The sequence below is a fragment of the Streptomyces sp. NPDC057002 genome (assembly GCF_042673825.1).
In the GTDB taxonomy this organism is placed as follows: Bacteria; Actinomycetota; Actinomycetes; order Streptomycetales; family Streptomycetaceae; genus Streptomyces.
Genome location: NZ_JBHURZ010000003.1, coordinates 19604 through 46049, shown reverse-complemented (window position 1 = coordinate 46049; position 26446 = coordinate 19604). Strand labels below are relative to the sequence as shown.

Annotated in this window: 25 protein-coding genes and 2 pseudogenes; 16 read left to right on the top strand and 11 right to left on the bottom strand. The window is 71.0% G+C overall.

The window, feature by feature from the left end:
- The first annotated feature begins 11 nt into the window (after positions 1 to 11).
- From ACFT32_RS14575 to ACFT32_RS14560, 4 genes are all read left to right on the top strand, one after another.
- Complete coding sequence (locus ACFT32_RS14575; RefSeq protein WP_382488989.1) at positions 12 to 995, top strand: carbohydrate ABC transporter permease; 984 nt, start codon at positions 12 to 14, stop codon at positions 993 to 995.
- The gene (locus ACFT32_RS14570; protein ID WP_382488987.1) at positions 992 to 1825 is read left to right on the top strand and encodes a carbohydrate ABC transporter permease; all 834 of its coding nucleotides are present in this window, start codon (positions 992 to 994) and stop codon (positions 1823 to 1825) included. The genes ACFT32_RS14575 and ACFT32_RS14570 overlap by 4 nt, the downstream gene beginning before the upstream one ends.
- 26 nt (positions 1826 to 1851) lie before the next feature.
- Positions 1852 to 3492, top strand: coding sequence for a glycoside hydrolase family 13 protein (locus tag ACFT32_RS14565; protein WP_382488986.1), 1641 nt, complete (start codon positions 1852 to 1854; stop codon positions 3490 to 3492).
- Between the two features lie 94 nt (positions 3493 to 3586).
- Positions 3587 to 4171 (top strand): antibiotic biosynthesis monooxygenase, encoded by a 585-nt coding sequence (locus ACFT32_RS14560; protein ID WP_382488984.1) that lies wholly within the window; start codon positions 3587 to 3589, stop codon positions 4169 to 4171.
- Between the two features lies 1 nt (position 4172).
- Here the strand turns inward: ACFT32_RS14560 and ACFT32_RS14555 are convergent, their stop codons facing one another.
- From ACFT32_RS14555 to ACFT32_RS14540, 4 genes are all read right to left on the bottom strand, one after another.
- The gene (locus ACFT32_RS14555; RefSeq protein ID WP_382490648.1) at positions 4173 to 5594 is read right to left on the bottom strand and encodes an ATP-binding protein; all 1422 of its coding nucleotides are present in this window, start codon (positions 5592 to 5594) and stop codon (positions 4173 to 4175) included.
- 18 nt (positions 5595 to 5612) lie between these two features.
- Complete coding sequence (locus tag ACFT32_RS14550; RefSeq protein ID WP_382488982.1) at positions 5613 to 6392, bottom strand: response regulator transcription factor; 780 nt, start codon at positions 6390 to 6392, stop codon at positions 5613 to 5615.
- A gap of 117 nt (positions 6393 to 6509) precedes the next feature.
- Positions 6510 to 7586 (bottom strand): LLM class flavin-dependent oxidoreductase, encoded by a 1077-nt coding sequence (locus ACFT32_RS14545; RefSeq protein WP_382488981.1) that lies wholly within the window; start codon positions 7584 to 7586, stop codon positions 6510 to 6512.
- A gap of 22 nt (positions 7587 to 7608) precedes the next feature.
- Positions 7609 to 8241, bottom strand: a complete 633-nt coding sequence (locus ACFT32_RS14540; protein WP_382488979.1) for a TIGR03086 family metal-binding protein — start codon at positions 8239 to 8241, stop codon at positions 7609 to 7611.
- A gap of 62 nt (positions 8242 to 8303) precedes the next feature.
- Here ACFT32_RS14540 and ACFT32_RS14535 point away from each other — a divergent pair, with 62 nt between their 5' ends.
- Together ACFT32_RS14535 and ACFT32_RS14530 are read left to right on the top strand one after the other, a co-directional pair.
- Positions 8304 to 9143 carry a DUF6597 domain-containing transcriptional factor gene (locus ACFT32_RS14535; RefSeq protein ID WP_382488977.1) on the top strand — a complete coding sequence of 280 codons (840 nt, stop codon included), beginning with the start codon at positions 8304 to 8306 and terminating at the stop codon, positions 9141 to 9143.
- A gap of 5 nt (positions 9144 to 9148) precedes the next feature.
- Positions 9149 to 9484, top strand: coding sequence for a YnfA family protein (locus ACFT32_RS14530; protein WP_215119737.1), 336 nt, complete (start codon positions 9149 to 9151; stop codon positions 9482 to 9484).
- Positions 9485 to 9503: 19 nt separating this feature from the next.
- On the opposite strand, the gene ACFT32_RS14525 is transcribed toward ACFT32_RS14530, so the two are convergent.
- Positions 9504 to 9941, bottom strand: a complete 438-nt coding sequence (locus ACFT32_RS14525) for an ester cyclase (protein WP_382488975.1) — start codon at positions 9939 to 9941, stop codon at positions 9504 to 9506.
- A gap of 138 nt (positions 9942 to 10079) precedes the next feature.
- On the opposite strand from ACFT32_RS14525, the gene ACFT32_RS14520 reads away from it, so the two are divergent.
- The gene (locus tag ACFT32_RS14520) at positions 10080 to 10856 is read left to right on the top strand and encodes an SDR family NAD(P)-dependent oxidoreductase (RefSeq protein WP_382488974.1); all 777 of its coding nucleotides are present in this window, start codon (positions 10080 to 10082) and stop codon (positions 10854 to 10856) included.
- A 34-nt stretch (positions 10857 to 10890) separates the two neighbouring features.
- On the opposite strand, the pseudogene ACFT32_RS14515 reads toward ACFT32_RS14520, so the two are convergent.
- Positions 10891 to 11034 (bottom strand): annotated as a pseudogene (locus tag ACFT32_RS14515) (RNA-guided endonuclease TnpB family protein); the annotation flags it as partial.
- A gap of 160 nt (positions 11035 to 11194) precedes the next feature.
- Positions 11195 to 12388 (bottom strand): RtcB family protein, encoded by a 1194-nt coding sequence (locus ACFT32_RS14510; protein ID WP_382488972.1) that lies wholly within the window; start codon positions 12386 to 12388, stop codon positions 11195 to 11197.
- A 171-nt stretch (positions 12389 to 12559) separates the two neighbouring features.
- Between ACFT32_RS14510 and ACFT32_RS14505 the strand changes: the two genes are divergently transcribed.
- From ACFT32_RS14505 to ACFT32_RS14495, 3 genes are all read left to right on the top strand, one after another.
- Positions 12560 to 13414, top strand: a complete 855-nt coding sequence (locus ACFT32_RS14505) for a DUF3558 domain-containing protein (protein ID WP_382488971.1) — start codon at positions 12560 to 12562, stop codon at positions 13412 to 13414.
- Between the two features lie 119 nt (positions 13415 to 13533).
- Complete coding sequence (locus ACFT32_RS14500; protein ID WP_382488969.1) at positions 13534 to 14415, top strand: DUF3558 family protein; 882 nt, start codon at positions 13534 to 13536, stop codon at positions 14413 to 14415.
- Between the two features lie 88 nt (positions 14416 to 14503).
- A complete protein-coding gene (locus ACFT32_RS14495) occupies positions 14504 to 15757 on the top strand; it encodes a DUF2637 domain-containing protein (protein ID WP_382488967.1) in 1254 nt (417 codons plus the stop codon).
- A gap of 51 nt (positions 15758 to 15808) precedes the next feature.
- On the opposite strand, the gene lysS is transcribed toward ACFT32_RS14495, so the two are convergent.
- Positions 15809 to 17551, bottom strand: coding sequence for a lysine--tRNA ligase (gene lysS / locus ACFT32_RS14490; RefSeq protein ID WP_382488966.1), 1743 nt, complete (start codon positions 17549 to 17551; stop codon positions 15809 to 15811).
- 143 nt (positions 17552 to 17694) lie between these two features.
- Here lysS and argS point away from each other — a divergent pair, with 143 nt between their 5' ends.
- Positions 17695 to 19449, top strand: a complete 1755-nt coding sequence (gene argS / locus ACFT32_RS14485; RefSeq protein ID WP_382490645.1) for an arginine--tRNA ligase — start codon at positions 17695 to 17697, stop codon at positions 19447 to 19449.
- 77 nt (positions 19450 to 19526) lie between these two features.
- Here the strand turns inward: argS and ACFT32_RS14480 are convergent, their stop codons facing one another.
- Positions 19527 to 19910, bottom strand: a complete 384-nt coding sequence (locus ACFT32_RS14480; RefSeq protein WP_382488964.1) for a peptidase inhibitor family I36 protein — start codon at positions 19908 to 19910, stop codon at positions 19527 to 19529.
- Positions 19911 to 20217: 307 nt separating this feature from the next.
- On the opposite strand from ACFT32_RS14480, the gene ACFT32_RS14475 reads away from it, so the two are divergent.
- The 3 genes from ACFT32_RS14475 to ACFT32_RS14465 all read left to right on the top strand — a co-directional run bounded on the left by ACFT32_RS14475 (position 20218) and on the right by ACFT32_RS14465 (position 22754).
- Positions 20218 to 20991, top strand: a complete 774-nt coding sequence (locus tag ACFT32_RS14475; RefSeq protein ID WP_382488962.1) for a peptidoglycan-binding protein — start codon at positions 20218 to 20220, stop codon at positions 20989 to 20991.
- Positions 20988 to 21821, top strand: a complete 834-nt coding sequence (locus ACFT32_RS14470; RefSeq protein WP_382488960.1) for a DUF2690 domain-containing protein — start codon at positions 20988 to 20990, stop codon at positions 21819 to 21821. Before ACFT32_RS14475 ends, ACFT32_RS14470 begins: the two co-directional genes overlap by 4 nt.
- A 147-nt stretch (positions 21822 to 21968) precedes the next feature.
- Positions 21969 to 22754: a DUF4253 domain-containing protein gene (locus tag ACFT32_RS14465; protein ID WP_382488958.1), complete on the top strand. Its 786-nt coding sequence runs from the start codon at positions 21969 to 21971 to the stop codon at positions 22752 to 22754.
- A gap of 22 nt (positions 22755 to 22776) precedes the next feature.
- On the opposite strand, the gene ACFT32_RS14460 is transcribed toward ACFT32_RS14465, so the two are convergent.
- Positions 22777 to 23679, bottom strand: coding sequence for an SAM-dependent methyltransferase (locus ACFT32_RS14460; RefSeq protein WP_382488957.1), 903 nt, complete (start codon positions 23677 to 23679; stop codon positions 22777 to 22779).
- An 86-nt stretch (positions 23680 to 23765) separates the two neighbouring features.
- On the opposite strand from ACFT32_RS14460, the pseudogene ACFT32_RS14455 reads away from it, so the two are divergent.
- A pseudogene (locus tag ACFT32_RS14455) lies at positions 23766 to 24121 on the top strand (hypothetical protein).
- A gap of 28 nt (positions 24122 to 24149) precedes the next feature.
- Here the strand turns inward: ACFT32_RS14455 and ACFT32_RS14450 are convergent.
- Positions 24150 to 25535 carry a helix-turn-helix domain-containing protein gene (locus ACFT32_RS14450; RefSeq protein ID WP_382488955.1) on the bottom strand — a complete coding sequence of 462 codons (1386 nt, stop codon included), beginning with the start codon at positions 25533 to 25535 and terminating at the stop codon, positions 24150 to 24152.
- A 228-nt stretch (positions 25536 to 25763) separates the two neighbouring features.
- Here ACFT32_RS14450 and ACFT32_RS14445 point away from each other — a divergent pair, with 228 nt between their 5' ends.
- Positions 25764 to 26435: a DUF4232 domain-containing protein gene (locus tag ACFT32_RS14445; RefSeq protein WP_382488954.1), complete on the top strand. Its 672-nt coding sequence runs from the start codon at positions 25764 to 25766 to the stop codon at positions 26433 to 26435.
- Positions 26436 to 26446: the final 11 nt, after the last annotated feature.

Below are 26446 nucleotides of genomic sequence, written 5' to 3'. Positions count from 1 at the left end.
GGGCCGGGGTCATGACCGGGACTCCGGCGGAGCCCGATGTCCGTACGGAACCCCGGCGGGTCCCGAAGCCGGGCCGGGCGACCGCCGGTTCCGGGCGGCTGGCCGCGCTGCTGGTCTCGCCGACGCTGCTGGTCCTGACGATCGTCGTGCTCTACCCGACGCTCATGGCGCTGAAGGAGTCGCTGTACGGGCCGAAGGAGCTGGACCCGAAGACCGGGTTCATCAGCGACACCGAGCCGTTCGTCGGGCTCCAGAACTACGCGGAGATCTTCGGCGAGGCCGGGGCGCGGTTCTGGAACGCCTTCTGGAACACCACGTTCTTCACCGTCGTCACGGTCGGTCTGGAGACGGTGGTCGGGGTGGCCATGGCGCTCATCATGCACAAGGCGTTCCGGGGCCGGGCCCTGGTGCGGGCCGGGATCCTGGTGCCCTGGGCGGTGCCGACGGCCATCTCCGGACTGCTGTGGAGGTGGATCTTCAACAGCGACGGCGTCGCCAACGCGCTGCTCGGGCAGCAGATCCTGTGGACCACCGAGGGCTTCCACGCCAAGGTCGCCGTCATCGTCGCCGAGGTGTGGAAGACCGCGCCCTTCATCGGGCTGCTGGTGCTGGCCGGACTCCAGGTGATCCCGAAGGAGGTATACGAGGCGGCCCGTATGGACGGGGCCCGGCCGGTGCGACAGTTCTGGCACATCACCCTGCCGTTGGTGAAGCCCGCGCTGCTGGTGGCGGTGCTGTTCCGCTGCATGGACGCGCTGCGGATGTTCGACCTGCCCTACATCCTCGTCGGCGCGCAGAAGCACTCGGTGGAGACGCTGTCGATGCTCGCGCAGAACGAGGCGGCCAACGTCCGCTTCGGGCCCGCCTCCGCCTACGCGGTGATCCTCTTCCTCTACGTCTTCCTGATCGCGCTCGCCTTCGTGCGGCTGCTCGGCGCCGACCTCGTCGGGGGCGACAGCAGGAGAAGGCGCCGTCGTACGGAGGTGGCGGCATGACGCTCACGGCCAAGTGGCGGCAGTGGCTGCCGTATCTGGGGATCGCCGCGGTGGTGGCCTACTGTCTGGCCCCGTTCTACTGGATGCTGGTCTCCAGCCTCCGCCGCACCGAGGACATCTTCGACACCTCGCTCGTCCCGGCCCCGCTGTCCTTCGAGAACTACCGGGCCGTGTTCGACCCCACGCAGGGGTTCGGGCGCGCGCTGCTCAACAGCCTGGTCGTCGCCGGGATCACGACCGCTGCGGCGCTGCTGCTCGCCACGTTCACCGCCTACGCGATGGCCAGGCTTGAGTTCCGCTTCAAGCGGCTGATCCTCACGCTGATCATCGCCACCTCGATGTTCCCGGTCGTCTCGATCGTGGTGCCGTTGCTGAAGCTGTTCACGGACATCGGGTGGATCAACACCTACCAGTCGATGATCGTGCCCAGCATGTCCTTCGCCCTGCCGCTGGCGGTGTGGAACCTGACCACGTTCTTCCGGCAGATGCCGGACGAACTGGAGCACGCGGCGATGGTCGACGGCTGCACCCGCGGCCAGGCCTTCCGCAGGGTCATCGTGCCGCTCGCCGCCCCGGGCATCTTCACCACCGCGATCATCACCTTCATCTGCGCCTGGAACGAGTTCCTCATCGCCCTGTCGATGACCAACAAGCCCGGCATGCAGACCGCGACCGTCGCCATCTCCAAGTTCACCGGCGCCACGACCTACGAGACGCCGTTCGGCAGCCAGATGGCCGCCGGTGTCCTCGTCACGGTCCCGCTGGTGGTCATGGTGCTGCTCTTCCAGCGCCGTATCGTCGCCGGGCTCACCGCCGGCGCCGCGAAGTAGACCCGCCCCCATCAGAAGGAGCTCTCGTGTCCCCCACCGCCCCCTGGTGGCGCAGTGCCGTCATCTACCAGGTCTACATCCGCAGCTTCGCCGACGGGAACGGTGACGGCGTCGGCGACATCGCCGGCCTGCGCTCCCGCCTGCCCTATCTGAAGTCCCTCGGCGTGGACGCCGTCTGGATCAACCCCTGGTACAAGTCGCCCATGGCCGACCACGGCTACGACGTCGCCGACTTCCGCGCCATCGACCCGCTGTTCGGCACCCTGGCCGACGCCGAGCGGTTCATCGAGGAAGCGCACGCGCACGGGATCCGGGTGATCCCCGACATCGTGCCCAACCACACCTCCGACCGGCACGCCTGGTTCCAGGCGGCCCTGGCCTCCGGGCCGGGCAGCGCGGAACGCGAGCGCTACGTCTTCCGGCCCGGGCGCGGAGCCGACGGTACGGAACCGCCGAACGACTGGGTGTCCTGCTTCGGCGGCCCGGCCTGGACCCGGCTGCCCGACGGGGAGTGGTATCTGCACCTGTTCGCACCCGAGCAGCCGGACCTGAACTGGCAGCATCCCGAGGTGCGGGCCGAGTTCGAGTCGATCCTGCGGTTCTGGTTCGGCCGGGGCGTCGACGGGTTCCGTATCGATGTCGCCCACGGCCTGATCAAGCACCCGGAGCTGCCCGACCTGCCGCCCCGCCGGGACCCGGACGCCGGGTCGCCCTCGCGGCACATGGACCACCCGCACTGGGACCGCGACGAGGTCCACGAGATATACCGCTCCTGGCGCAGGGTCGCCGACGAGTTCCCCGGCGACCGCTCCTTCGTCGCCGAGGCCTGGGCGGACACACCGGAGCGGCTGGCGGCGTACGTCCGCCGGGACGGCCTGCACACCGCCTTCAACTTCGACTTCCTGATGTCGAGCTGGGACCCGAAGGACCTGCGCGCGGTCATCGACGACTCCCTCGCCATGCTCGGCGCGGTCGGCGCACCGGCCACCTGGGTCCTCTCCAACCACGACGTGACCCGCCACCCGAGCCGCTACGGCCGCCGTACCGCCAAGCGCTGGGTGGCGAACGAGAGTTACCGCCCGGAAGGCCCCCTGGACCTCGAGCTCGGCACCCGGCGGGCCCGGGCCGCCGCCCTGCTGATGCTCGCCCTGCCCGGCGGCGCCTACGTCTACCAGGGCGAGGAACTCGGCCTGCCCGAGGTCGAGGACCTGCCCGAGGACCTCCTCCAGGACCCGACCTGGGAGCGCTCCGGCCACACCGACCGGGGCCGTGACGGCTGCCGCGTCCCGATCCCCTGGTCCGGGCGCACGGCTCCCTACGGCTTCAGCCCCGACGGCGCCACGGCCGGGCCCTGGCTGCCCCAGCCCGCCCGCTGGGCCGAGCACACCGTCGAGAGCCAGAGCGGCGACCCGGCGTCCATGCTGGAGCTCTACCGAGCGGCGCTGCGCGCCCGGCGCGACCATCCCGCCCTCGGCGACGGCTCGATGACCTGGCTGGACACACCGGACGGGGTGCTGGCCTTCACCCGGGACCCGGGCTTCGTCTGCGTCGTCAACCTCTCGTCGGAGCCGTACGAGCTGCCCGGCCACTCCCGGCTCCTCCTGTCCAGCGGCCCGCTGGAGAACGGCCGGCTGGGGCCGGACCGGGCGGTGTGGCTGGCGGTGTAGGGCGCCGGCGAAAAGCAGTTGACCGCTCCCCGGTGTCCACGGGCACGATCACGGTTCCGCTTCCGTCCTCCGTACGCGTGAAGGAGTTCCGTCCGTGCCCCCAGCACTCTTCCCCGACCTGTCCGCCCCCGGCACATGGGTGATCGGCACCCGGTATGCCGACGGCCCCGACCGGCAACGGGCACTCGTAGAGGAGGAGTCGGCGTTACTGGAGCCATCGCCCGTCGGCCCCGCCGCCGTCAGCTGGTTCCTGAGCACGGACGGGGAGACCGTGCTGACGCTCGCGCGGTGGGACGACGACGCCGGGGTTCCGCCCGTCGGCCCGCCCCGCTATCGCCTCTACCGCAGCCTGGCCGAGGAGCGGGAGACCCGCGTCCCGGGCTGTCTGATCACCGCCGCGTTCGACGTCGACGGGCCCGAGCGGCAGCGGTCGTTCACCGACGCGGTGATCGCGGCCCAGCCCCGGGAGGGCGGCCATCCCGGGGCGATCTCGGCCCACTTCCTGCACAGCGTCGACGGCAGCCGGGTGCTGCTGTACACGGAGTGGACCAGCGCCGAGGCCCACCAGGAGGCCGCCGAGGCCGGTGACCACGACCAGGGGCACGAGCTGTTCTCGGGGACGCCCGGGGTGCGGCTCACGCACGGCGGGCGGTACCGGCTCTGTCGCGCCCCGCGGTGACTCAGTGTGCCGGTCGCCCGTCATCGACCGGGAACCCGCCCACCGTGAACCCGATCACCGTCCCGCCTCCGTCCCGCCGGACCGCGAACGGCGCTCCCCCGTGCGCGAGGGCCACCTCGCGGACGATGGACAGGCCGAGGCCCGAGCCCGGCAGGGAGCGGGCGTCGGCGGCACGGTAGAAGCGGTCGAAGACACGGGCGAGGTCGTGGTCGGTGATGCCGGGGCCCCGGTCGAGGACCTCGACCCGGATCGTGCCGGGCCTGGCGGGCCCGGCGACGACGATCTCGATGGGGGTCGTGCCGCGCTGGTCGAACTTCACGGCGTTCTCGACGAGGTTGGACAGCGCCCGGGTCAGCATCCCGGGCCGTCCGTCGGTCGTGGTGTCGCCGCTCGCGCGGAGCGTGATCTCCCGGCCGCTGCGGCGCCGGGCCAGGCCCGCCACCTCCTCCGCGAGGTCGGCGACGTCCACCCGCCGGGGCGGCTCGGTGTCCGACTGCCCGGCCGCGAGATCGACGAGTTCGTTGACCAGGTCGGTCAGCTCGCGGGCCTCCTGGCCGAGGTCGGCGACCAGTTCCTCCCGGGTCCCGGGCGGAAGCTCGTCGATCCGGCGGAGCATCGAGATGTTCGTGCGCAGCGAGGTCAGCGGCGTGCGCAGCTCATGGCCCGCGTCCTGGACGAGGCGGCGCTGGTCCTCCTCGGACTGGGCTAGCCGGCCCAGCATGCGGTCGAAGGCCCGGCCCAGCCGTCCCACCTCGTCATGACCGGCGACCGGCACCTGGATGCCGAGACGGCGGGTCCGGGCGACATCCTCGGCGGCGTCGGTCAGGACGACCAGGCGCCGTGTGATGCGCCGGGCGAGCCACCAGCCGAACAGTCCGGCGGCGATCACGACGGCCGCCATCAGCAGCAGCGTCCGCCGCTGGAGCGCCCGCAGCAGATCCTCGACGTCGCTGAACTCCTGCGCGACCTGCACCGCGCCCCGCCCGCCGCCGAGGGAGACGGTCGCGACGCGGTACACGTCGTTGCCCACGTCGACGTCCTTGTGCTCGACCACCCGCCCGGACAGGGACGCGGCGGCGATCCGCACATCGGCCCCGGTCACCGGCAGTCCCGGACTGCCCGCGTCGACGACATGGCCGTCCGGGCCGAGCACCTGCACATCGGTGCGGGCGGGCCGCACGAGGTCGTGGCCGGGCGCGGCGGAGGAGAAGTCCTCCGGCGTCATCCGGTTCTCCCGCACCTCGTCCCGCAGGTCCTGCACGACCTCGTCGAACACCGTCTGCTGGTCCACCCGCACCAGCCGGGCGGCCGCGCTGTAGGACAGGATGCCTACCAGGATCGTCACGGCCGCGGTCACCGCCGCGAACGACACCGCGAACGTCGTGCGCAGCGAGACCAGCTTCGGCCGCCGCCCGCTCAGCATCCGGCGGAGGCGGCCCACTCAGTCCTCCCGCAGCACGTAACCCACGCCCCGCACCGTGTGGATCAGCTGCGGCCCGTCCGGATCGTCGAGCTTGCGGCGCAGATAGCCGACGTAGACGGCGAGGTTCTTCGAGCCGGGGCCGAAGTCGTAGCCCCAGATTCGGTCGTAGATCGTCGAGTGGTCGAGGACGATGCCGGTGTTGCGGACCAGCAGCTCCAGCAGCTCGAACTCGGTGCGGGTCAGCTCCAGCTCGCGCGCGCCCCGCCAGGCCCGGCGCGCCTGCGGGTCCATGCGGATGCCGGCGGCCTCGATGAACCGCTCGGGGAGCTGCCGCCTGGGCGCCTCGGGCACGGGCGCGGCACCCGCGGGCGCGGCACCGGCGGTTCCGCCCCCGGCCGCTACGCCGCCGAGGGGGTCGCCCACCCCCACCGGGCTGGTGCGGCGCAGCAGCGCGCGCAGCCGCGCGAAGACCTCCTCCACGTCGAAGGGCTTCACCACGTAGTCGTCGGCGCCCGCGTCCAGCCCGGCGATCCGGTCGGCGGTCTCCACGAGGGCCGTCAGCATCAGGACCGGCGTCCGGTCGCCCTCGGCGCGCAGCACCCGGCACACCTGGAGCCCGTCGATGCCGGGCATCATCACGTCCAGGACGAGCACGTCCGGGCGGTTGCGGTGGGCCTGCGCCAGTGCCTCGACACCGTCGGCGACCGCCATGACCTGGTAGCCCTCCAGGGTCAGGGCGCGCTCCAGGGCGTTGCGGATGGCGCGGTCGTCTTCGGCGAGCAGCACGGTGTGGGGCACGCGTCCAGTGTGCCTGGCGACCGGCTCCCCGGGACCGGATGCGCTGCGCCGGAGCGTCCTTCTTACTCCCCTCTCACCAGGGAGCACACAACCACCGGCCGGGGGCCTGCCGTCCCCTCACGCCCGGGCCCGGGCGAGCCGGGCCGCGTGCGTCGGCGCGTCGGGCACGTCCGCCGGGCGGCCCACGGCGAACTCCTTGCGCAGCACCGGTACGACCTCCTCGCCCAGCAGGTCGATCTGCTCCAGCACGGTCTTCAGCGGCAGCCCGGCGTGGTCGACCAGGAACAGCTGGCGCTGGTAGTCGCCCGCGTACTCCCGGAATGCCAGCGTCTTCTCGATGACCTGCTGCGGGGTGCCGACGGTCAGCGGCGTCTGCTCCGTGAAGTCCTCCAGCGACGGGCCGTGCCCGTACACCGGGGCGACGTCGAAGTACGGCCGGAACTCGCGCACGGCGTCCTGCGAGTTCCGCCGCATGAACACATGCCCGCCGAGCCCGACGATCGCCTGCTCGGGCGTGCCGTGCCCGTAGTGGGCGTACCGGGCCCGGTACAGCTCGACCATGCGCTTGGTGTGGTCGGCCGGCCAGAAGATGTTGTTGTGGAAGAAGCCGTCGCCGTAGAACGCGGCCTGCTCGGCGATCTCCGGCGAGCGGATCGACCCGTGCCAGACGAACGGCGGTACGCCGTCCAGCGGCCGGGGCGTCGCCGTGAAGCCCTCCAGGGGCGTACGGAACTTCCCCTCCCAGTCGACGCCCTCCTCGCGCCACAGGCGGTGCAGCAGGGCGTAGTTCTCAACGGCGAGCGGGATGCCCTGCCGGATGTCCTGCCCGAACCAGGGGTACACCGGCGCGGTGTTCCCGCGGCCCAGCATCAGATCCACCCGGCCGTCGGCCAGGTGCTGGAGCATCGCGAAGTCCTCGGCGATCTTCACCGGGTCGCTGGTGGTGATGAGGGTGGTGGCCGTGGAGAGGACCAGCCGCTCGGTGCGGGCGGCGATGTAGCCGAGCATCGTGGTCGGGGAGGAGGGCACGAAGGGCGGATTGTGGTGCTCGCCGGTCGCGAAGACGTCGAGCCCGGCCTCCTCGGCCTTGAGCGCGATGGCGACCATGGCCTTGATCCGCTCGCGCTCGGTCGGTGTCCGGCCCGTGGTCGGGTCGGGCGTGACGTCGCCGACACTGAAGATCCCGAACTGCATGGTCGCTCACCCTCCAGATTGTTTACCCTTCAACCGTACCTGGGGGAACGACAGCGGGCGCGGGGGCATTCCACTGGGGGTCCCTGCCGGTCCGCCCGAGCAGCCGCTCCCAGGCCGACGCGCCCTCCGCCACCGGCACGGGCTCCCCGAACACCCCCATCTTCCGGGCCGTCGGCGCCAGCTCGTCCACCGCGCCGGACAGCTCCGCCACGACCGCCTCGTCGGCACCCGGGTACTCCTGGCCCGTCGCCCGCGCCAGATCCCACACATGCACCGTCAGATCGAGCAGCGCCATCGAGCCGACCAGCCGCGCCGGCATGTTCATCCCGCCCGTCGTGCCCTCCTCCGCACCCGGCGCCGACCAGGCCGCCACCAGCCGCTCCGACTCCTGGGCGAGCCGCTCACGCCACCCGTGGCTCCCGGCGACCGGGTCGGGCTTCTCACCGAAGTCCGACGCCTCCTTCGCGGCCAGCCGCTGGAACTGCACGATCACCTGGAGGAGGTGATCGACCAGCGCCCGCACGTCGTACTCGGCACAGGGCGTGGGCGCGGCGAGCGTCGCGTCGGGAATGCCCCGCACCACCGGCACCGCCCGCTCCCGCGCCATGCCCAGCAGCTCACCGATGCGGTACGTCCTCACAGGGTTCGTGTCCATGCCCCGACCGTAGGGACGGCCACGACCGCCCATCTTGAAGAAACGCGACGTACGATCCGGCCATGGAGGCACCCCGCCACGACACCCGCGGGATCGTCGACCCGTCCGGGCTGCTGAACCACGTGCGATTCCGCCGCCACGAGCCCGCCGAGCCGCTGCGCCGGTACGTCGAGTGGTACTGGCTCATCGACTGGGACCTGCCCGCGCCCTACGCCTCCCACGTCGTCCCGCATCCGTCCGTCAACCTCACGTTCCAGTGGGACGAGGACGAGAGCCCGCCCTACGGCGAGGTCACCGGCGTCGCGCTCGGCCTCTACACCAGGAAGCTGACCGGACGCGGCCGGGTCTGCGGAGCGAAGTTCCGCCCCGGCGGCTTCCGGCCGTACACCCCCGGGACACCGGTCTCCCGGTGGACGGGCCGCGCGCTGCCCGCCCAGGAGGTGTTTCCGCAGGTCACCACCGACACCGCCCGCACGGTCGTCACCCCCGCCGACGACCGCGCCCGGGTCGCCGCCCTCGACGGCTTCCTGCTCTCCCTGCCCTGCGCCCCGGACCCGCAGGCGGACCTCGCGATCGACCTCGTCGAACGCATCCGCGCGGACCGCACCGTGCGCCGCGTCGGCGACCTCGCCGAGGAGCGGGGCCTGTCGGTACGGGCACTGCAACGGCTCTTCTCGACCCGGGTCGGCGTCAGCCCCAAGTGGGTCATCCTCCGCTACCGCATCCACGAGGCCCTGGAACAGGCCGGCCACCGCAGCGACGTCGACTGGGCCGGCCTCGCCGCCGACCTCGGCTACGCCGACCAGGCCCACCTCGTACGGGACTTCACGACGACCGTGGGGGTGCCGCCCACGGCCTACGCGGCGGAGACTCAGGCCGGGCGAGGGGGCATGCGAAGCTGACCGCCATGTTCGTGCTCCGCTCCGCCGCCCTCTTCGTCGTCGCCGCCCTGTTCGAGATCGGCGGCGCATGGCTGGTCTGGCAGGGCGTGCGCGAGAACCGGGGCTGGCTGTGGGCGGCCGGCGGCGTCCTCGCGCTCGGCGCCTACGGCTTCGTCGCGACGTTCCAGCCCGACGCCCACTTCGGCCGCGTGCTCGCCGCGTACGGCGGGATCTTCGTCGCCGGTTCGATCCTCTGGGGCGTGGTCGCGGACGGCTACCGCCCGGACCGCTGGGACATCGCGGGCGCGCTGATCTGCCTCGCGGGCATGGCGGTCATCATGTACGCCCCGCGAGGTGACTGACCGGCCCCTTCGGCCCGGCTCAGAACGGCTCGTCGGGCGGCAGCAACCCCAGCTGCCCCAGGAAATCCATCTCGTCGAAGTACAGCCGGTAGTCGACGATCCGCCCGTCCCGCACGGTGGCGATGTCCACCCCGCGGATCCTGATCTCCTTCTGCGTCGGCGGGAGCGTCTCACCGTTGGGCAGCTCCAGCGGCCCGGTGTTGCGTCCGCTGAAGACCCCCTCGTCGATAGCCGTGTCGCCGACCTCGTAGGAGTGCAACGGCTGGAACGCCCCCTCGGGAACCGCCTCCGTCATCGTCCGCCAGTACTCGACGATGCTGTCGCGCCCGCGCAGCTCACCCTCGTCAGGGGTGAAGGCGACCGCGTCCTCGGCGTACAGCTCGCCGATGACCTTCAGATCGGCGTGCGTGGTGATCGCGTCCGTGAGCCGGTCCATGACCTCACGTGCCTCGCCCATGATCCACCTCCAGGAAAACCCAGAAAACCGGGGAACCACCCGCCCTCATTCTCCCACCGCGGGCCCCGCCTATCCTGGCCGGAAGCCCTGAGGGCCTTGCCGGCCCCCGCACACCGCACCCACGCCCGAGGAGCTCCCATGGCCACCGCCGCCCCGTCCGCAGCCTCCCGCATCGCCGTCGTCACCGGTGCGAGCAGCGGAATCGGCGCCGCCACGGCCCGGCGGCTCGCCGCGGCGGGCTACCGCGTCGTCCTCACCGCGCGCCGCAAGGACCGCATCGAGGCGCTGGCGGAGGAGATCAGCAAGGCGGGCCACCAGGCCACGGCCTACGCCCTCGACGTCACCGACCGCGCGGCGGTCGACGAGTTCGCCACGGCCTTCAAGACGATCGGCGTCCTGGTCAACAACGCGGGCGGCGCGCTCGGCGCCGACCCGGTCGCGACCGGCGACCCGGCCGACTGGCGCCAGATGTACGAGACGAACGTCATCGGCACGCTCCACCTCACCCAGGCCCTGCTGCCCAAGCTGGACGCGAGCGGCGACGGCACGGTCGTGGTCGTCTCCTCCACCGCGGGCCACGGCACCTACGAGGGCGGCGGGGGCTATGTCGCCGCCAAGCACGGCGCCCATGTCCTCGCCGAGACCCTGCGCCTGGAGATCGTCGGCCGGCCGGTCCGCGTCATCGAGATCGCCCCCGGCATGGTCAAGACGGACGAGTTCGCCCTGACCCGCTTCTCCGGCGACACCGCGAAGGCCGAGAAGGTCTACGAGGGCGTCGCCGAGCCCCTCACGGCCGACGACGTCGCCGACACCATCACCTGGGCCATCACCCGCCCCAGCCACGTCAACGTGGACCTCCTGGTCCTCCGCCCCCGCGCCCAGGCCTCGAACACGAAGGTCCACCGGGAGCTTTGATTCCTCCCCCTCATAAACGCGGGGGATTCCTGGCTCAGGCTGCCCGGCGGAACAGCGTCCCGCCGGGTCTTGCGCCATCAGCACCAGCCGGGTTGAGACCAGCCCGGGCCAGCATCACGTGGGCGGAGTTCTTGTCTCTGGGCGAGACGGTTCCGCACGCGGTGCAGGCGTAGGTTCGCCAGCAGCGCACGCTCGGCGGTGCCCGACACACGCAGCCGGAACGTCCACCGGGCATGCCCGGCGTCCCCGGCCTCCTACACCACCGACACGACAGCCCCTCCCACGCGTGAACGCCCGGGGCATCCTCACAAGAATCAGGTGAAGCAACCCTCGGCGCCTCAGCCCTTCACACAGACGACCTGCTTCAGCTTCGCCACGACCTCCACCAGGTCCCGCTGCTGGTCGATGACCTGCTCGATGGGCTTGTAGGCGCCCGGGATCTCGTCCACGACGCCGGAGTCCTTGCGGCACTCCACGCCCCGGGTCTGCTCCTCCAGGTCCTTCGTCGAGAACCGGCGCTTGGCCGCGTTGCGGCTCATGCGCCGGCCCGCGCCGTGCGAGGCCGAGTTGAAGGACTTGTCGTTGCCGAGTCCCTTCACGATGTACGAACCCGTGCCCATGGAGCCGGGGATGATCCCGTACTCGCCGGAGCCGGCCCGGATCGCGCCCTTGCGGGTCACGAGCAGGTCCATCCCGTCGTAGCGCTCCTCGGCCACGTAGTTGTGGTGCGCGCTGATCTCCGGCTCGAAGACCGGCTTGGCCTTCTTGAACTCCTTGCGGACCACGTCCTTGAGGAGCGCCATCATGATCGAGCGGTTGTACTTCGCGTACTCCTGCGCCCAGAACAGGTCGTTGCGGTACGCCGCCATCTGCGGGGTGTCCGCGACGAAGACGGCGAGGTCGCGGTCGACCAGGCCCTGGTTGTGCGGGAGCTTCTGGGCGATGCCGATGTGGTGCTCGGCCAGTTCCTTGCCGATGTTCCGGGAACCGGAATGCAGCATCAGCCAGACAGATCCGGTCGTATCAGTGCAGATTTCGACAAAGTGGTTTCCGCCGCCGAGCGTTCCCATCTGCTTGGTTGCCCGTTCCTGACGGAACTTGACCGCCTCCGCAACCCCGTCGAACCGCCCCCAGAAGTCGTCCCACCCGGCCGTACCGAACCCGTGCAGCCGCCCCGGGTCGACGGCGTCGGCATGCATCCCCCGCCCCACCGGAATCACCTGCTCGACCCGCGACCGCAGCCGCGACAGATCCCCGGGCAGGTCGTTCGCCGTCAGGGACGTCTTCACCGCCGACATTCCGCAGCCGATGTCGACCCCCACCGCCGCCGGGCACACCGCACCCCGCATCGCGATGACCGAGCCGACCGTCGCGCCCTTGCCGTAGTGCACGTCGGGCATGACGGCCAGGCCCTTGATCCACGGCAGCGTGGCGACGTTCCGGAGCTGCTGGAGCGCGCCCTCCTCGACCGAGGCGGGGTCGGCCCACATCCGGATCGGTACCTTCGCACCAGGTATCTCTACATACGACATAACGCCCTCAATCCCCCGTAGGCAAACAGAAGTCCTCAACAGCAAATACCGGAGCCAAGGTCTACGAAAGGGAATCCGGACCGGCGTTCACGGCAGTGCGTGCGATACACATTGTGTTCATCGGCTGCCTCGCGACGGCAAGCCAATATCCGCCCCGAGAGGAGCCCCCACGTGCAACGGAAGGCGTACGCACCCGGTATCGCCGCGCTCCTCGCGGCCCTGCTGGCCGGCTGCACCGGCAGTTCGGGCGACGGCGGCCCGACGGACGACTCCAACCCCGGTGACACCGGCACCGCTTCGCCCGCCGCCGAGCCGGGCCGCTACCGCACGCTCCCCGAGCCCTGCACCGCGGTCGGCCAGAGCACACTCGACGAACTCCTGCCCGGCATCCGGCAGATCACCGACGGCGAGCAGCGCGAGAAGGCCTACGAGGGCGAGCCGACGGCCACGTTCGACACCGACCGCAAGGTCGGCTGCCAGTGGAAGGTCGACGGCACACAGGCCACCGACCATCTGCTCATCGACTTCGAACGGGTCGTCTCCTACGACAACGCCGTCAGCGACGACAGCCAGGCCGAGCAGCTCTTCGCGGAGCGGGAGGCCGCGGCGCACCTCCCCGAGCCGACGGCCACCGAGTCGGCCGCCACGGAGTCCCCCGCCGCGGGCAGCACACCGGCCGGCGGCGCCTCCGCCGCCCCGAGCGGTTCCCCCGGCTCGACCTCCTCCCCCTCCTCTCCCTCCGGCTCCTCGTCGCCTTCGACGTCCCCCTCCGCCACCCCGACGGCACTCCAGCCCCGTGTGCTGGAGGATTTCGGCGACGAGGCCTTCATCGACGACGAGCTGAGCAGCTCCGGTTCGACGGCCAAGCCGCGGACGGTGACTGTGGCGTTCCGCACGTCCAATGTCATCGTGACCATCGAGTACACCGAACAGCCCGCCACCGTCGGCGTCGTCCCGGACAGCAAGGAATTGCAGGACAGGGCCCAGAAACTGGCCTCCCAGCTGGCCGATTCGCTGAGCGGCTGAGGCCCCTTCACGCCCCCTTCACGCACACCCGCAAAGCACGCGAAGGAAGGCCACACCTCCGCCGCACCGCGTACGGTGACCACTCGGCCCCGTTCCGACCGCAGGGAACCACGAGCGTCATGAGTGAAGGAACCATGCAGCGACGAGCACAGCGAGACCAGCAGGATCAGCGAGCGAAGCGACTCAACCGCGTCCTTGTCTGCGCGGCCGCCGTCCCCGTGATGCTGGTCGCCGCCGGCTGCTCCTCGGACTCCGGCTCCGGCGACAGCACGGACAAGGCCGCGAACGCGGCTGCCTCGGCGTCCGCGAGCCCGTCTCCGACCGTCGAGGCGGCGGCGTACGACAAGCTTCCGGAGTCCTGCAAGGCACTGTCGAAGAAGACGCTGAAGGAGCTCGTTCCGCAGAGCAAGTCCGGCAAGGAGGGCAAGTCGGATGATATCTCCACGCGCGGCAGCTGCTCCTGGAACAGCCTCGACAACAACGGCGTGAAGGGCTCGCAGTTCCGCTGGCTGAACGTGTCGATGCTGCGCTTCGAGTCGGACACCACCCGCGGCTCGGGCGACAAGCTGGCCCAGCAGTACTACGAGAAGCAGGTCCAGGACGCCCAGGCCGCGGAGGGCGCCAAGGGCGTCAAGTCGGAGCCGGTGCCCGGCACGGGCGATCAGGCGACGGCCGTGCGCTACGACCTGAAGAAGAAGGAAGGCACCTTCAAGCAGCAGACGATCGTGGCACGCGTCGAGAACGTCGTCGTCACGCTCGACTACAACGGCGCCGGCCTGGCGGGCGACAAGTCCCCGAGCGCCGACGAGATGGCGAAGGACGCGAAGAAGGCCGCCAAGGAGGCGGTGGCCGCGGTGTCCGACGCGAACGGCGCGGGCGGCGGCAAGGCGAGCGGCGAACCGTCGAAGCCGGCGTCGAAGTCCCCGTCCAAGGCGCCCTCGAAGACGCCTTCGAAGGACTCCTCCGCGTCGCCCTCTAAGACGCCCGCGAAGAAGAGCTGAACACCACCGACCGGAACCGGCCACCCGTCCTCCGCACACATGTGCCACCCTGTTGCGCGCAACAACACGCAAGGGGAGGGGAAGACGGGTGGCCGCGCCACAACTGACTCGGACGCACCGCGTACTCATCGGCGTGGTCGTGGCCGGCGCTGTGATCATCGCCGGTATCGGCTTCGCCGGTTCGTACGCGGCGGTCCGCGAGTTGGCCCTGAAGAAGGGCTTCGGGAACTTCTCCTACGTCTTCCCGATCGGCATCGACGCGGGCATCTGCGTCCTGCTGGCCCTGGACCTGCTCCTCACCTGGATCAGGATCCCCTTCCCCCTGCTCCGCCAGACGGCCTGGCTCCTGACCGCGGCGACGATCGCCTTCAACGGCGCGGCCGCCTGGCCGGATCCGCTCGGCGTCGGCATGCACGGAGTGATCCCGATCCTCTTCGTGGTCTCGGTCGAGGCGGCCCGCCACGCGATCGGCCGGATCGCCGACATCACGGCCGACAAGCACATGGAGGGCGTCCGCCTCACCCGCTGGCTGCTCTCCCCCGTGCCCACGTTCCTCCTCTGGCGCCGCATGAAGCTCTGGGAGCTCCGCTCCTACGAACAGGTCATCAAGCTGGAGCAGGAACGTCTCGTCTACCAGGCCCGCCTGCGCTCCCGCTACGGCCGGAGCTGGCGCCGCAAGGCTCCGGTGGAGTCCCTGATGCCGCTGAGGCTGGCGCGCTACGGCGTCCCTCTCGCGGAGACAGCCCCGGCGGGGCTGGCGGCAGCGGGCATTGAGCCGGCCTTGATCCCGCCGCCGCCGCAGCAGCAGCATTCAGCGCTGGAAGCCGACCCACAGAGAGCGGCACGGCACAGCGAGCAGCGCTTGGAGCTCGACAGCAGCCCCCACGCCGAGTACATGGACGACGTACCCGAACCAGACCAGAGCCCGTGGTTCAACACCCAGCGCGAGGTCGAATACCAGGGCGGCTACGACCCGGCCTACAGCCCCGAGCAGTACGCCCAGTGGATGGCAGAGCAACAAGAGGCCGAGCAGTACCAGGCCCGGTTCGAGCAGGAGCCGACCCCGGAAGACACCGGCAGCTTCCCCATCCCGGTGGGCCCCAACCGCACCCGGGAACTCGGCGACGGCGGCGGCACCCCACCGGCCGCCGAGCCGGACGAGGAGGCGTACTACCAGGTGTTCCGCCAGTCGATCGACGGCAGCTACCCCACGCCCCGGGCCCTCGGCGACAACATCCAGGCCACCTACGGCACGACGATGAGCCCGAGCGAGCTGAAGTCCCTCGCGGAACGCTTCCAGAACCGCCACACGGCGGAACTGGAGGAAGACCACATCGCATAAGGCAACAGAGAAGGGGCCCTCGGACGAGGGCCCCTTCCTTCTTGACGGCGATTACTCCCCGAGCAGCGCCCGGACCCGCTCCTGCCCCACCGCCAGCAGCAGCGTGGGCAGCCGCGGCCCGGTGTCACGCCCGACCAGGAGGTGGTACAGCAGCGCGAAGAACGACCGCTGAGCCGTCTTGATCTCCGGCGGCAGTTCCTTCGGCGTCGCGTCGGCGGAGAACCCGGCCCGCACCTTCGGCACGCCGTAGACGAGATGCGTCAGCCCGTCGAGCGACCAGTGCTCGGCGAGCCCGTCGAGCAGCAGCCGCAGCGACTGCCGGGAGGCCTCGTCGAGCGACTTGAGCAGCTCGCCGTCGGGTTCGTCCCGCACGATCGTCCGCTGGTCGGCGGGCACGTGCGTGTTGATCCAGGCCTCGGCCTTGTCGTACCGCGGCCGCGCCTCGTCGAGCGAGGTCAGCGGCTGCTCCGGGTCCAGCTCGCTGAGGATGCGCAGCGCCTGGTCCGCGTGCCCGGCGGTGATGTCCGCGACGGACGCCAGCGTCCGGTACGGCAGCGGCCGGACCGTCCGCGGCAGCTCACCGGCGGCCGTACGCACCGCACGCGAGTGCGCGGCGGCGTCGGCCGGCAGGACGCTGCCGTCGGCGACCTTGGCGTCCAGCCGGTCCCACTCGTCGTACAGCCGCTGGATCTCCTGGTCGAAGGCGACCTTGAAGGACTGGTTGGGCCGGCGCCGCGCGTACAGCCAGCGCAGCAGCTGGGGTTCCATGATCTTCAGGGCGTCCGCCGGGGTCGGCACGCCGCCCCGGGAGGACGACATCTTCGCCATGCCGCTGATGCCCACGAACGCGTACATCGGCCCGATGGGCTGCTTCCCGCCGAAGATCCCGACGATCTGCCCGCCGACCTGGAACGACGACCCGGGCGACGAATGGTCGACACCACTCGGCTCGAAGACGACGCCCTCGTAGGCCCAGCGCATCGGCCAGTCGACCTTCCAGACCAGCTTGCCGCGGTTGAACTCGTTCAGCCGGACCGTCTCCGAGAAGCCGCACGCGGTGCAGGCGTACGTCAGCTCGGTGGAGTCGTCGTCGTAGGACGTGACGCTGGTGAGGTCCTTCTCGCAGTTGCCGCAGTACGGCTTGTACGGGAAGTAGCCGGCGGCGGTGGAGCTGCCGTCGTCCTCACCGGCCGCGCCGGAGCCCTCGGCGGCCTCCAGCTCGGCCTCGTCGACCGGCTTCTGCCCCTGCTTCTTGGCCGGGGCCTTCTTCGTCCGGTACTGGCCGAGGATCGCGTCGATGTCGCCGCGGTGCTTGATGGCGTGCAGGATCTGCTCGCGGTACACGCCGGAGGTGTACTGCGCGGTCTGGCTGATCCCGTCGAACTCCACGCCCAGCTCGGCCAGCGACTCGACCATCGCGGCCTTGAAGTGCTCGGCCCAGTTCGGATGCGAGGAGCCCTGCGGCGCCGGGACGGAGGTCAGGGGCTTGCCGATGTGCTCGGCCCACGACTCGTCGACGCCGGCGATTCCGGCCGGGACCTTGCGGTACCGGTCGTAGTCGTCCCAGGAGATCAGGTGGCGCACCTCGTGCCCCCGGCGGCGGATCTCGTCGGCGACGAGGTGCGGGGTCATGACCTCGCGCAGGTTCCCGAGGTGGATGGGGCCGGACGGTGACAGCCCGGACGCGACGACGACGGGTTTGCCCGGGGCCCGACGCTCCGACTCCTCGATGACCTCATCCGCGAAACGGGAGACCCAGTCGGTGGTCTCGGTGCTCTGAGCCACGATCGGCACGTCCTTCTTTCTCCAGGGCAGCCGTACGGTCAACGGCCGGTGCCCATTCTCCCAGACGGCATCCCGCCCGGGAAAACGGCTTTACCCCCCGTGGGATACTGAGCGTGTCTATCGATTCCCACGAGGAGAACGGCATCCATCCCATGACCTCGGTCACGTCGCTCACCGATCAAGTCCAGCAGCGTCTCGCGAACGCCCTGTCGGCCACCCGGCCGGAGGCCGACGCCGACCCGCTGCTGCGACGAAGCGACCGGGCCGACTTCCAGGCCAACGGGATCCTGGCCCTCGCCAAGAAGGCCAAGTCGAACCCCCGGGAACTGGCGACGGAGGTCGTCGGCAACATCGTCACCGGTGACGTGATCAAGGACGTCGAGGTCTCCGGCCCCGGCTTCCTCAACATCACGATCGCCGACCGGGCGATCACCGAGAACCTCGCCGCGCGGCACGCGGACGGCGAGCGTCTCGGGGTGCCGCTGAAGGAGAACGCGGGCATCACGGTCGTCGACTACGCCCAGCCGAACGTGGCGAAGGAGATGCACGTCGGCCACCTGCGGTCGGCGGTCATCGGCGACGCCCTGCGCGGCATGCTCGACTTCACCGGCGAGCAGACGATCGGCCGGCACCACATCGGCGACTGGGGCACCCAGTTCGGCATGCTCATCCAGTACCTGTTCGAGAACCCCGGCGAGCTGGCCCCCGCGGCCGACGTCGACGGCGAGCAGGCGATGAGCAACCTGAACCGGGTGTACAAGGCGTCGCGTGCGCTCTTCGATGCGGACGAGGAGTTCAAGGAGCGGGCCCGCAAGCGGGTCGTCGCCCTGCAGTCCGGTGACAAGGAGACGCTCGAGCTGTGGCAGCAGTTCGTGGACGAGTCGAAGGTCTACTTCTACTCCGTCTTCGAGAAGCTCGACATGGAGATCCGCGACGAGGAGATCGTCGGAGAGTCCGCCTACAACGAGGGCATGCCCGAGACCGCCCGCCTCCTGGAGGAGACGGGTGTCGCGGTGCGCTCCGAGGGCGCGCTCGTGGTGTTCTTCGACGAGATCCGCGGCAAGGACGACCAGCCGGTCCCGCTGATCGTGCAGAAGGCCGACGGCGGCTTCGGCTACGCGGCCTCCGACCTGACGGCGATCCGCAACCGGGTCCAGGACCTGCACGCCTCGTCCCTGCTGTACGTCGTGGACGTCCGTCAGTCGCTGCACTTCAAGATGGTCTTCGAGACGGCTCGCCGGGCCGGCTGGCTGAGCGACGGCGTCACCGCGCACAACATGGGCTACGGCACGGTGCTCGGCGCGGACGGCAAGCCGTTCAAGACGCGTGAGGGCGAGACCGTACGTCTTGAGGACCTGCTGGACGAGGCGGTGCAGCGGGCCGCCGAGGTCGTGCGGGAGAAGGCGCGGGACCTCACCGAGGACGAGATCCAGGAGCGGGCCGCGCAGGTCGGCATCGGCGCGGTGAAGTACGCGGACCTGTCGACGTCGCCGAGCCGGGACTACAAGTTCGACCTGGACCAGATGGTCTCGCTGAACGGCGACACGTCCGTCTACCTCCAGTACGCGTACGCCCGGATCCAGTCGATCCTGCGCAAGGCGGGCGAGACGAAGCCGGTCGCGCACCCGGAGCTGGAACTGCACGCCGCGGAGCGGGCGCTCGGTCTGCACCTGGACGCGTTCGGCGACACGGTCTTCGAAGCCGCCGCGGAGTACGCCCCGCACAAGCTGGCCGCGTACCTGTACCAGCTGGCGTCGCTGTACACGTCGTTCTACGACAAGTGCCCGGTGCTGAAGGCCGAGACACCGGAGCAGGTGGAGAACCGCCTGTTCCTCTGCGACGTCACGGCCCGCACCCTCCACCAGGGCATGGCCCTGCTGGGCATCCGGACGCCCGAGCGGCTCTGAGCCCGGCCCCCGACAACAGGCCGAGGGCGGCACTCCCCCGTTGAGTGCCGCCCTCGGGCGTTAAGGAGACCCGCCGGTCAGCGGCAGTTGACCCACGTGTTGGACTTCATGTAGTGGCTCGCGCTGTCGGTCGTCTTGTATCCCCTCGAGATGACCCCGCTGGACCCGCCGTGGTTCTTCGCCGAGAACCACTTGAAGTCGCAGGACGCGCCGTGGTTGTACCAGGACTTGAAGCTCTGGAACACGGCGTACTGGGTCAGGTCGTTGTTGGTCCCGGCGACCTTCTGCATGCGCCCGGTGTAGTTCTGCCCGGCCCACACGCAGAACCAGCCCGACGGACAGTCCGACGCCGCCTGCGGCGAGGCCTCCGCCGCACCGGCCGTACCCGCGTTGCCGGCCAGCAGACCACCGGTCAGCGCGATCCCCCCGGCCATGACGGCGAGCTTCCTGGTCATACGCATCTTGTCTGCCCCCTTCGTGGTGGGCCGACCACACCGGCCGGCTCGACAACGAGACTGCGGGCCGGGAGCCCGGCCCCACCAGACTCACCCCGGAAGTGACGCACTCACGGGACGTCCCACGCCCTGACCTGCCCGGACATCACCCGCCGGGACGGTACGGCGGGACGCTCGCGGCGGGCGGTGGCCGAATCGGTAGGGGGCGGCAGGGGGATCGGAACCGATGTATGGGGCACCGCGTGGATGCTGATGCAGAATGCGGCGGTAACGGGACCGCTGACCACGGTCCGCGAACGCGAGTGGGGGGATCATGTCGCGTTGGAAAGGGCTGCCCGAAGAACTGGACCCGCGTGTGCGGCAGTTGGTGGTGCGATTACGCCGGGCCAAGGATTACAGCGGACTGAGCCTGCGCCGGCTCGCGGCGAAGACGGGCTACAGCGCGTCGTCGTGGGAGCGCTACCTCGCCGGCCGGTCGCTCCCGCCGAGGGAGGCCGTCGAGGCGATGGCCCGGCTCGGCGGTGACGATCCGACCCGGCTGCTCGCGCTGCACGAGGTCGCCGCCGAGGCATGGGGGTCGGGGGCCGAGCACCGCAGACCACCGGCCGGGCCCGGCACCGGCACACCCCGCCCGCACGGCCGGGCGCTGCGCATCACCCTGATCGCCGGGTCGGTGGCCCTGGTGCTGGCCGTCGCCGCCACGGTCCTGCTGGCCGTACGGCTCACGGACGGCGAGGGCAAGGCGGCCGCGACCCCGCTCACGGCGTCCACGGCCACGCGGGCACCGGGGTCGCCGAAGCAGCCGGAACGCGAGCGCCCCACCTACACCTGCCGGGCGGAGCGGATCGACGGCCGCTGGTACGCGGGCAACAGCCGCACCCAGAAGGCCATCCTGGCGAAGGGCCACGCCGGACCGGAGGTGGCCGAGGCGCAGTGCCTGCTGCGTGACGCGGGCCTCTCGCCGGGGGCCGTGGACGGCATCTTCGGACCGCACACGCAACGCGCGGTCAAGGACCTGCAGAAGCGTTCCGGCCTGGTCGTGGACGGCATCATCGGCCCGCACACCTGGAAGGCCCTACGGGAATGACGCGGCCCTCGCAGCACTCGCTGCCGCCGGAACGCGCCCGACTGGCCGCCGCACTGAGGGACTTGAGAACCGGCACGGGCCTGAGCCTGGCGGCCCTCTCGACGAAGACCACCTTCAGCAAGTCGTCCTGGGAGCGCTATCTCAACGGCAAGTCCCTCCCGCCCAGCCGAGCGGTGCGGGAGCTGTGCGGCCTCGCCGGTGAGCCGGAGGACCGCTGCCTGGCGCTGTGGGAGCTAGCGGAGTCGGAGTGGAGCGGCCGGGCGGCGGCGCGGCCCACGGACGCGCCCGTGCCTGCGGACCCCCCGGACACCGACGCCCACGGGCATCCCGCCGGCGGCAGGGGCACGGTCATGGCGATCCTCGCCTCGGTCTGCGCGATCGCGGCCGGCGGCCTCTCGGTCGCCCTGGTCCTCCTCGCGGGCCACACCGGCGACGGCCGCCCCTCCGCACCGCCTGCCTCCGCCCCGGCACCCCGCTGCCGGGAAGCCACCTGCGAGGGCCAGGACCCGATGCCCATGAAGTGCGGCACGCACCCCCTCACCCTCGCCTCGCACCGCACGTCCACCGGAGCCCACCTCGAACTGCGCTACAGCGCCGAGTGCGGGGCGGGCTGGGCGAGGATGTGGAGCACCCGCATCGGCGACCGCCTGGAGCTGGACACGGCCGGCGAAAGCACCGGCCGCCCGCAGAGCGCGGAGATCACGGACGGCATCGCCGCCCAGTCCTACGTCTACACACCCATGACCGAGGCGAGACGCGGCGCGACCGTCCGGGCCTGCTTCCGCCCGGCGACGGGAGGCAGCCGCGAATGCATCGAGGCCCGCGTCTGACAGGTCACCGTCTCCTTCCCCTCCCCGGTCTCAGCGCTGAGCCGTACTGTTCGCGCCGTCCAGTGCCTCCAGCCCGTCGAGCGAACAAAGAGGTCAGCCGTGGTCCGCTGATATCTCGTTGTCAGTGGCCGGTTTTACAGTCGCACCATGGCGACACTTCCGAACCCGCTCCCGACACTGGCGGCAGACCCGAGCGGCCGCGCGCTGGGGCTCGAACTCCCCGCCGGGACCCTGCTCGACACCACCGACGAGGGCCCCTGGCACGAGCCGTTGCTGTGGTGCGCGCGGGAGCGGGCCGTGCCGGGTGACTGGACGGCGCTGGAGCCGACGCGGCGGGTCGGGCTGCTGCCGGTCGTGCTCGACACAGGCGATGGGCATGGCGGGCCGGACATCTGGGAGTTGATGCCCGGTGAGGTGTCCTACCCCGGCGATCATGACGCCGAGGAGGTGCTGGCGGAGTACTGGGAGGACTGCGCAGCGGAGGGCGACGCATGGCCCGGGCCGGCCACGCCGGCCGCTCGGGGCCAGGACCCGGACGCGGTCGCCACGGACATCGCGGACTCGCTGCTCGCGGACGGCGGTCCGCTGAAGGACCCCCGCCTCGCGCTGGTCCCGGCCCGCCGCAGCGCCGACATCCCGGCGGCGATCGGCTGGACGGGCCCGGCGAACCACGAGGGCGACACGGCCCGCGTCAGCGCGGTGCTGCGCTCCTGGGAGGACCGCTTCGGCATACGGGTCGTGGCCCTCGGCTTCGACCATCTGCTGGTGTCGGTCGCCGCCCCGCCCACCACCCTCGCGGAGGCGGAAGCCGTGGCCGCCGAGCACTTCGCGTTCTGCCCGGACAACATCCTGCAGAGCACCGACCCCACCCTGCGGGCCTACGCCGAGCGCCAGGTCGTCGATCAGCGGACCTGGCACTTCTGGTGGGACTGAACCCCCCAGGGACGCTCATGGCTCAGCCCTTGGCCCCGATCCCCGCGTACACGTTGATGTCCGCGTCCGTGACGTCGTTGATGTCGCGGTAGCGGACCCTCTCGATGTCGTCGAGGCCCGCGAGGAAGGACTCCTCCGGCTGCTCGGGGACGGGGGCCGCGTGGTCGGGACGCCAGCGGTGCGCCGGGACGACGCCCGGGTCGGCGATCTCCAGGAAGTTCTCCGTGAAGAACCGCTCGACCTCCGCCCGGGACCGCAGCACGAAGGTGAACCCCCGCTCGGTGTACGTCCGCTGGACAGCGCGGATGTTCTCGGGGTTGAGGTCCTCGGTGAGATGGCTGAGCACCAGCCGGCTGCCGACGGGCAGCGCGTCGAGCAGCTCGCGCACCAGCGGATACGCCTCCCCGTCCTCGACGAAGTGCAGGATCGCGACCAGGCACAGCGCGACGGGCTGGTCGAAGTCCAGTGTCTTGGCGGCCTGTTCGAGGATGCGGGCCGGGTCCCGCAGATCGGCGTCGAGGTAGTCCGTACGCCCCTCGGGCCCACTGGTCAGCAGGGCCCGCGCATGCGCGAGCACGACCGGGTCGTTGTCGACGTACACGACCCGCGACTCGGGGGCGACGCGCTGTGCGATCTGATGCACGTTCTCGGCGGTCGGCAGCCCCGTGCCGATGTCGAGGAACTGCCGTATGCCGTCCTGCTCCACCAGCGTGGTGACCGCGCGGCGCAGGAAGTCGCGGTTGTGCCGGACGTCGAGGTACCCGCGCGGATTGGCAAAGAGCGCGGCGGCGGCCGCGTCCCGGTCGGCCGGGTAGTGGTCCTTGCCTCCGAGGAAGACGTCGTAGACCCGCGCCGGGTGCGCCTTGCTGCTGTCGATCCTCCTCTGCAGCTCGGCGGGATCCTGGCTGAGCGCGTCACCGGACATGGACGTCTCCCTGAAGAGTAGGTGGTTCAATAAGCAACCACTCCGACGGTCAACAACCTAACGCCTCGGGTGATTTGATGGTGCCCATGCAGTCCGGCGAGCGAGCGACGACGACCCTGTGGCGTCCCATCGGCCCGAAGGAACTGGACCTGGTGCGGAGCTCGACTGGCGCGCCTGGCCGCCCCGGCTCCCCGAGCAGCCGATCTTCTACCCGGTCCTCAACGAGGACTACGCCGTCAGGATCGCCCGGGACTGGAACGTCAAGCACGACGGCGCCGGCTTCGTCACCCGGTTCGAGGTCGACTCCGGCTTCCTGAGCCGCTACCCGGTCCGGCAGGCGGGCGGCGAGACGATCCTCGAACTGTGGATCCCGGCCGAGGAACTCGACGAGTTCAACGCCCAGATCGTCGGGAAGATCGAGCTGGTGCACGAGTTCCACTGAGAACCCGCCATATCGGCCCGTCAGCCGGTCACTCAGTGGTCCCCTCCTCGACCCACTTGTCTCCGCCCAGCGGGAACTCGTACGCCGGACGCCCGTTGTTCCCGCTCGTACGGAAGGGCCGGCCCTTGTCGTCCACCGTCAGCGTGCCTTTCCGGCTGCCGCTGGACCAGCTCAGCTCCAGGTACCAGCTGACGTCGTAGGCGGAGGCGTCGGCCCGGATGTAGTAGACCTCCGGGTCGGACTGGCTCACCGAGAACGGGAAGTCGTCATGGCCCGCCTCGGCGACGACGGAGGGACGCGCGGCGTCGAGGGCGACCGTGAAGAAGCGCGTCGGGACGCCGCCGCCGCAGCCGACGCCCGGATAGCCCATGGCGTAGTCGTTCCAGGCGAGCGGCGTCCGCTTGCCGGCCATACGGACCGTCAGCCCGTCGACGACCACCGTCTCCTTGCCCGTGCCCTGCACGGTGAGCTTCAGAAACTGCTGCCCCGACGGAACGGCCCCCGTAGCCGCCACCCAGGCGGGCGCGTCCTGCTCCAGCGGCGGCGGCCCGACCTGCCCCGGCGGCCGGTTCACCAAGTAGCGCTGGGAGCAGGGGTCTTCCCAGGCATGCGCGGTTGTGTTGACCGTGAGGGGGACGGCGCCGGCGGCGGGGGCGCCGGTACGACCGGGACGGCCGCCGCCACCGTCGGCGGCGGGGGCGCGCGAGTCAGGGGTCGCGGAGGCGGAGCCGTCTTCCCCACTCTTGCTCTTGCTCTTGTTCTTGCCCTTGTCCTTGTCCTTGCCGGTGCCGGCGGAGGAACTGCCGGAGGGAGACGCCGAGACGACCGCACCGCCGTCCGGCGTCCGGCCACCGTCGGACACCGCGGCCGCACCCCGACGCCCGTCGTCGTCGCCGGAGGGCACGGCCACGGCGAGCCCGACCCCGCCCAGCACGACGGCCACGGCGATACCGGCGAGGAGCGCGGGACGAGGCCGCCGGGACCGGGACCTCTCCGCGGGCACCGCCTCCGAAGCCGGCCCGTCAGCAGCCGCAACCTCTGCCTCTGCCTCTGCCTCTGCCTCTGCCTCTGCCTCTGCCTCTGCCTCTGCCTCTGCCTCTGCCTCTGCCTCTGCCTCTGCCTCTGCCATCACAGGCTCGGCTGAGCCCCCACCCCCCTTGCGCCCGCGCCCCGCATCCGCCAGCACCCACCGCCGATGCAGCTCGACAAGCTCCTCGGGCGACGCCTTGCACAGCCGGGCGAGCCTCTCCACCGGTGCGTAGTCGGCGGGCACGGCATCCCCGTTGCAGTACCGGTGCAGCGTCGACGTACTCATGTGGAGCCGCTTGGCGAGCACCCCGTAGCTCAGCCCGGAACGCTCCTTCAACTCCCCCAGCAGCGCGGCGAACTCCGCCGCGGCCGTGCCTTCCGACACCCTTCCTCCATCCCCCACTGTCCCGTGCACCCGTTCCAGGGCAGGGACGTTTCCCCAGGTCAAGGCGTGTACGGGCGTTCCAGCGTCCCTGATGCTCCGCCGGGTGTGGCGGCCGGGACGGATGACCGCACAAGCTCTGGTCATCCAAGCACGCCGCTCCCGGCCGACCGGTCGGCGGCTCGCTCGGGTCTTCTCGCCAACCGCCTTTGTCCGAAAGGGAACCCACCCATGCGCAAGCACCACGCCCTCCCCGTAGCCCTCCTGGCCGCACTCGCCCTCACGGCGTGCGAGGACGGCACGGGCACGCAGGACGAGGGCGCGGCCAAGCCCCAGGTGACGTCATCGACGACGGCGACCACCGCACCCCAGCGGACGGCCACCGACGCGAAGGGCGCGCTTTCCGGGACGACCGGCGAGGCGAAGGGCGGGAACTCCGGGGCGGCCAAGCCCACCGACCCCGCCGACCCGGCCAACCGCGTCTCCTGCAACGGCACCAACACCACCGTCACCGCCCAGCCGGTCCGCCGCCCCCTCAACCACATGCTGATCACGGTCAAGAACACCGGCTCGAAGTACTGCGACCTCACCTACTACCCGGTGCTTCGCTTCGACGAGATGCAGTGGGCCCCGCGGCCGGTCGAGGACTCCAAGCCGCAGGCGGTGACGACCCTGGCTCCCGGCGAGTCCGGCTTCTCGGGCGTGACGCTGTCGGCGGCCGACGGCAGCGGCGACGGCGGCACCACCGGCCACAGGCTCGAGGTCGGCTTCCAGGGCCGCACGCCGAACAGCAGCGGCGGCCCCTCCGCGCTCCCGCCCCTCCCGGCCAAGGGCATGTACTACGACAGCTCGCTGACGGCCACGTACTGGCTGCGAGACAGGGACGAGGCCCTGACCTACTGAGTCCTGCCGAG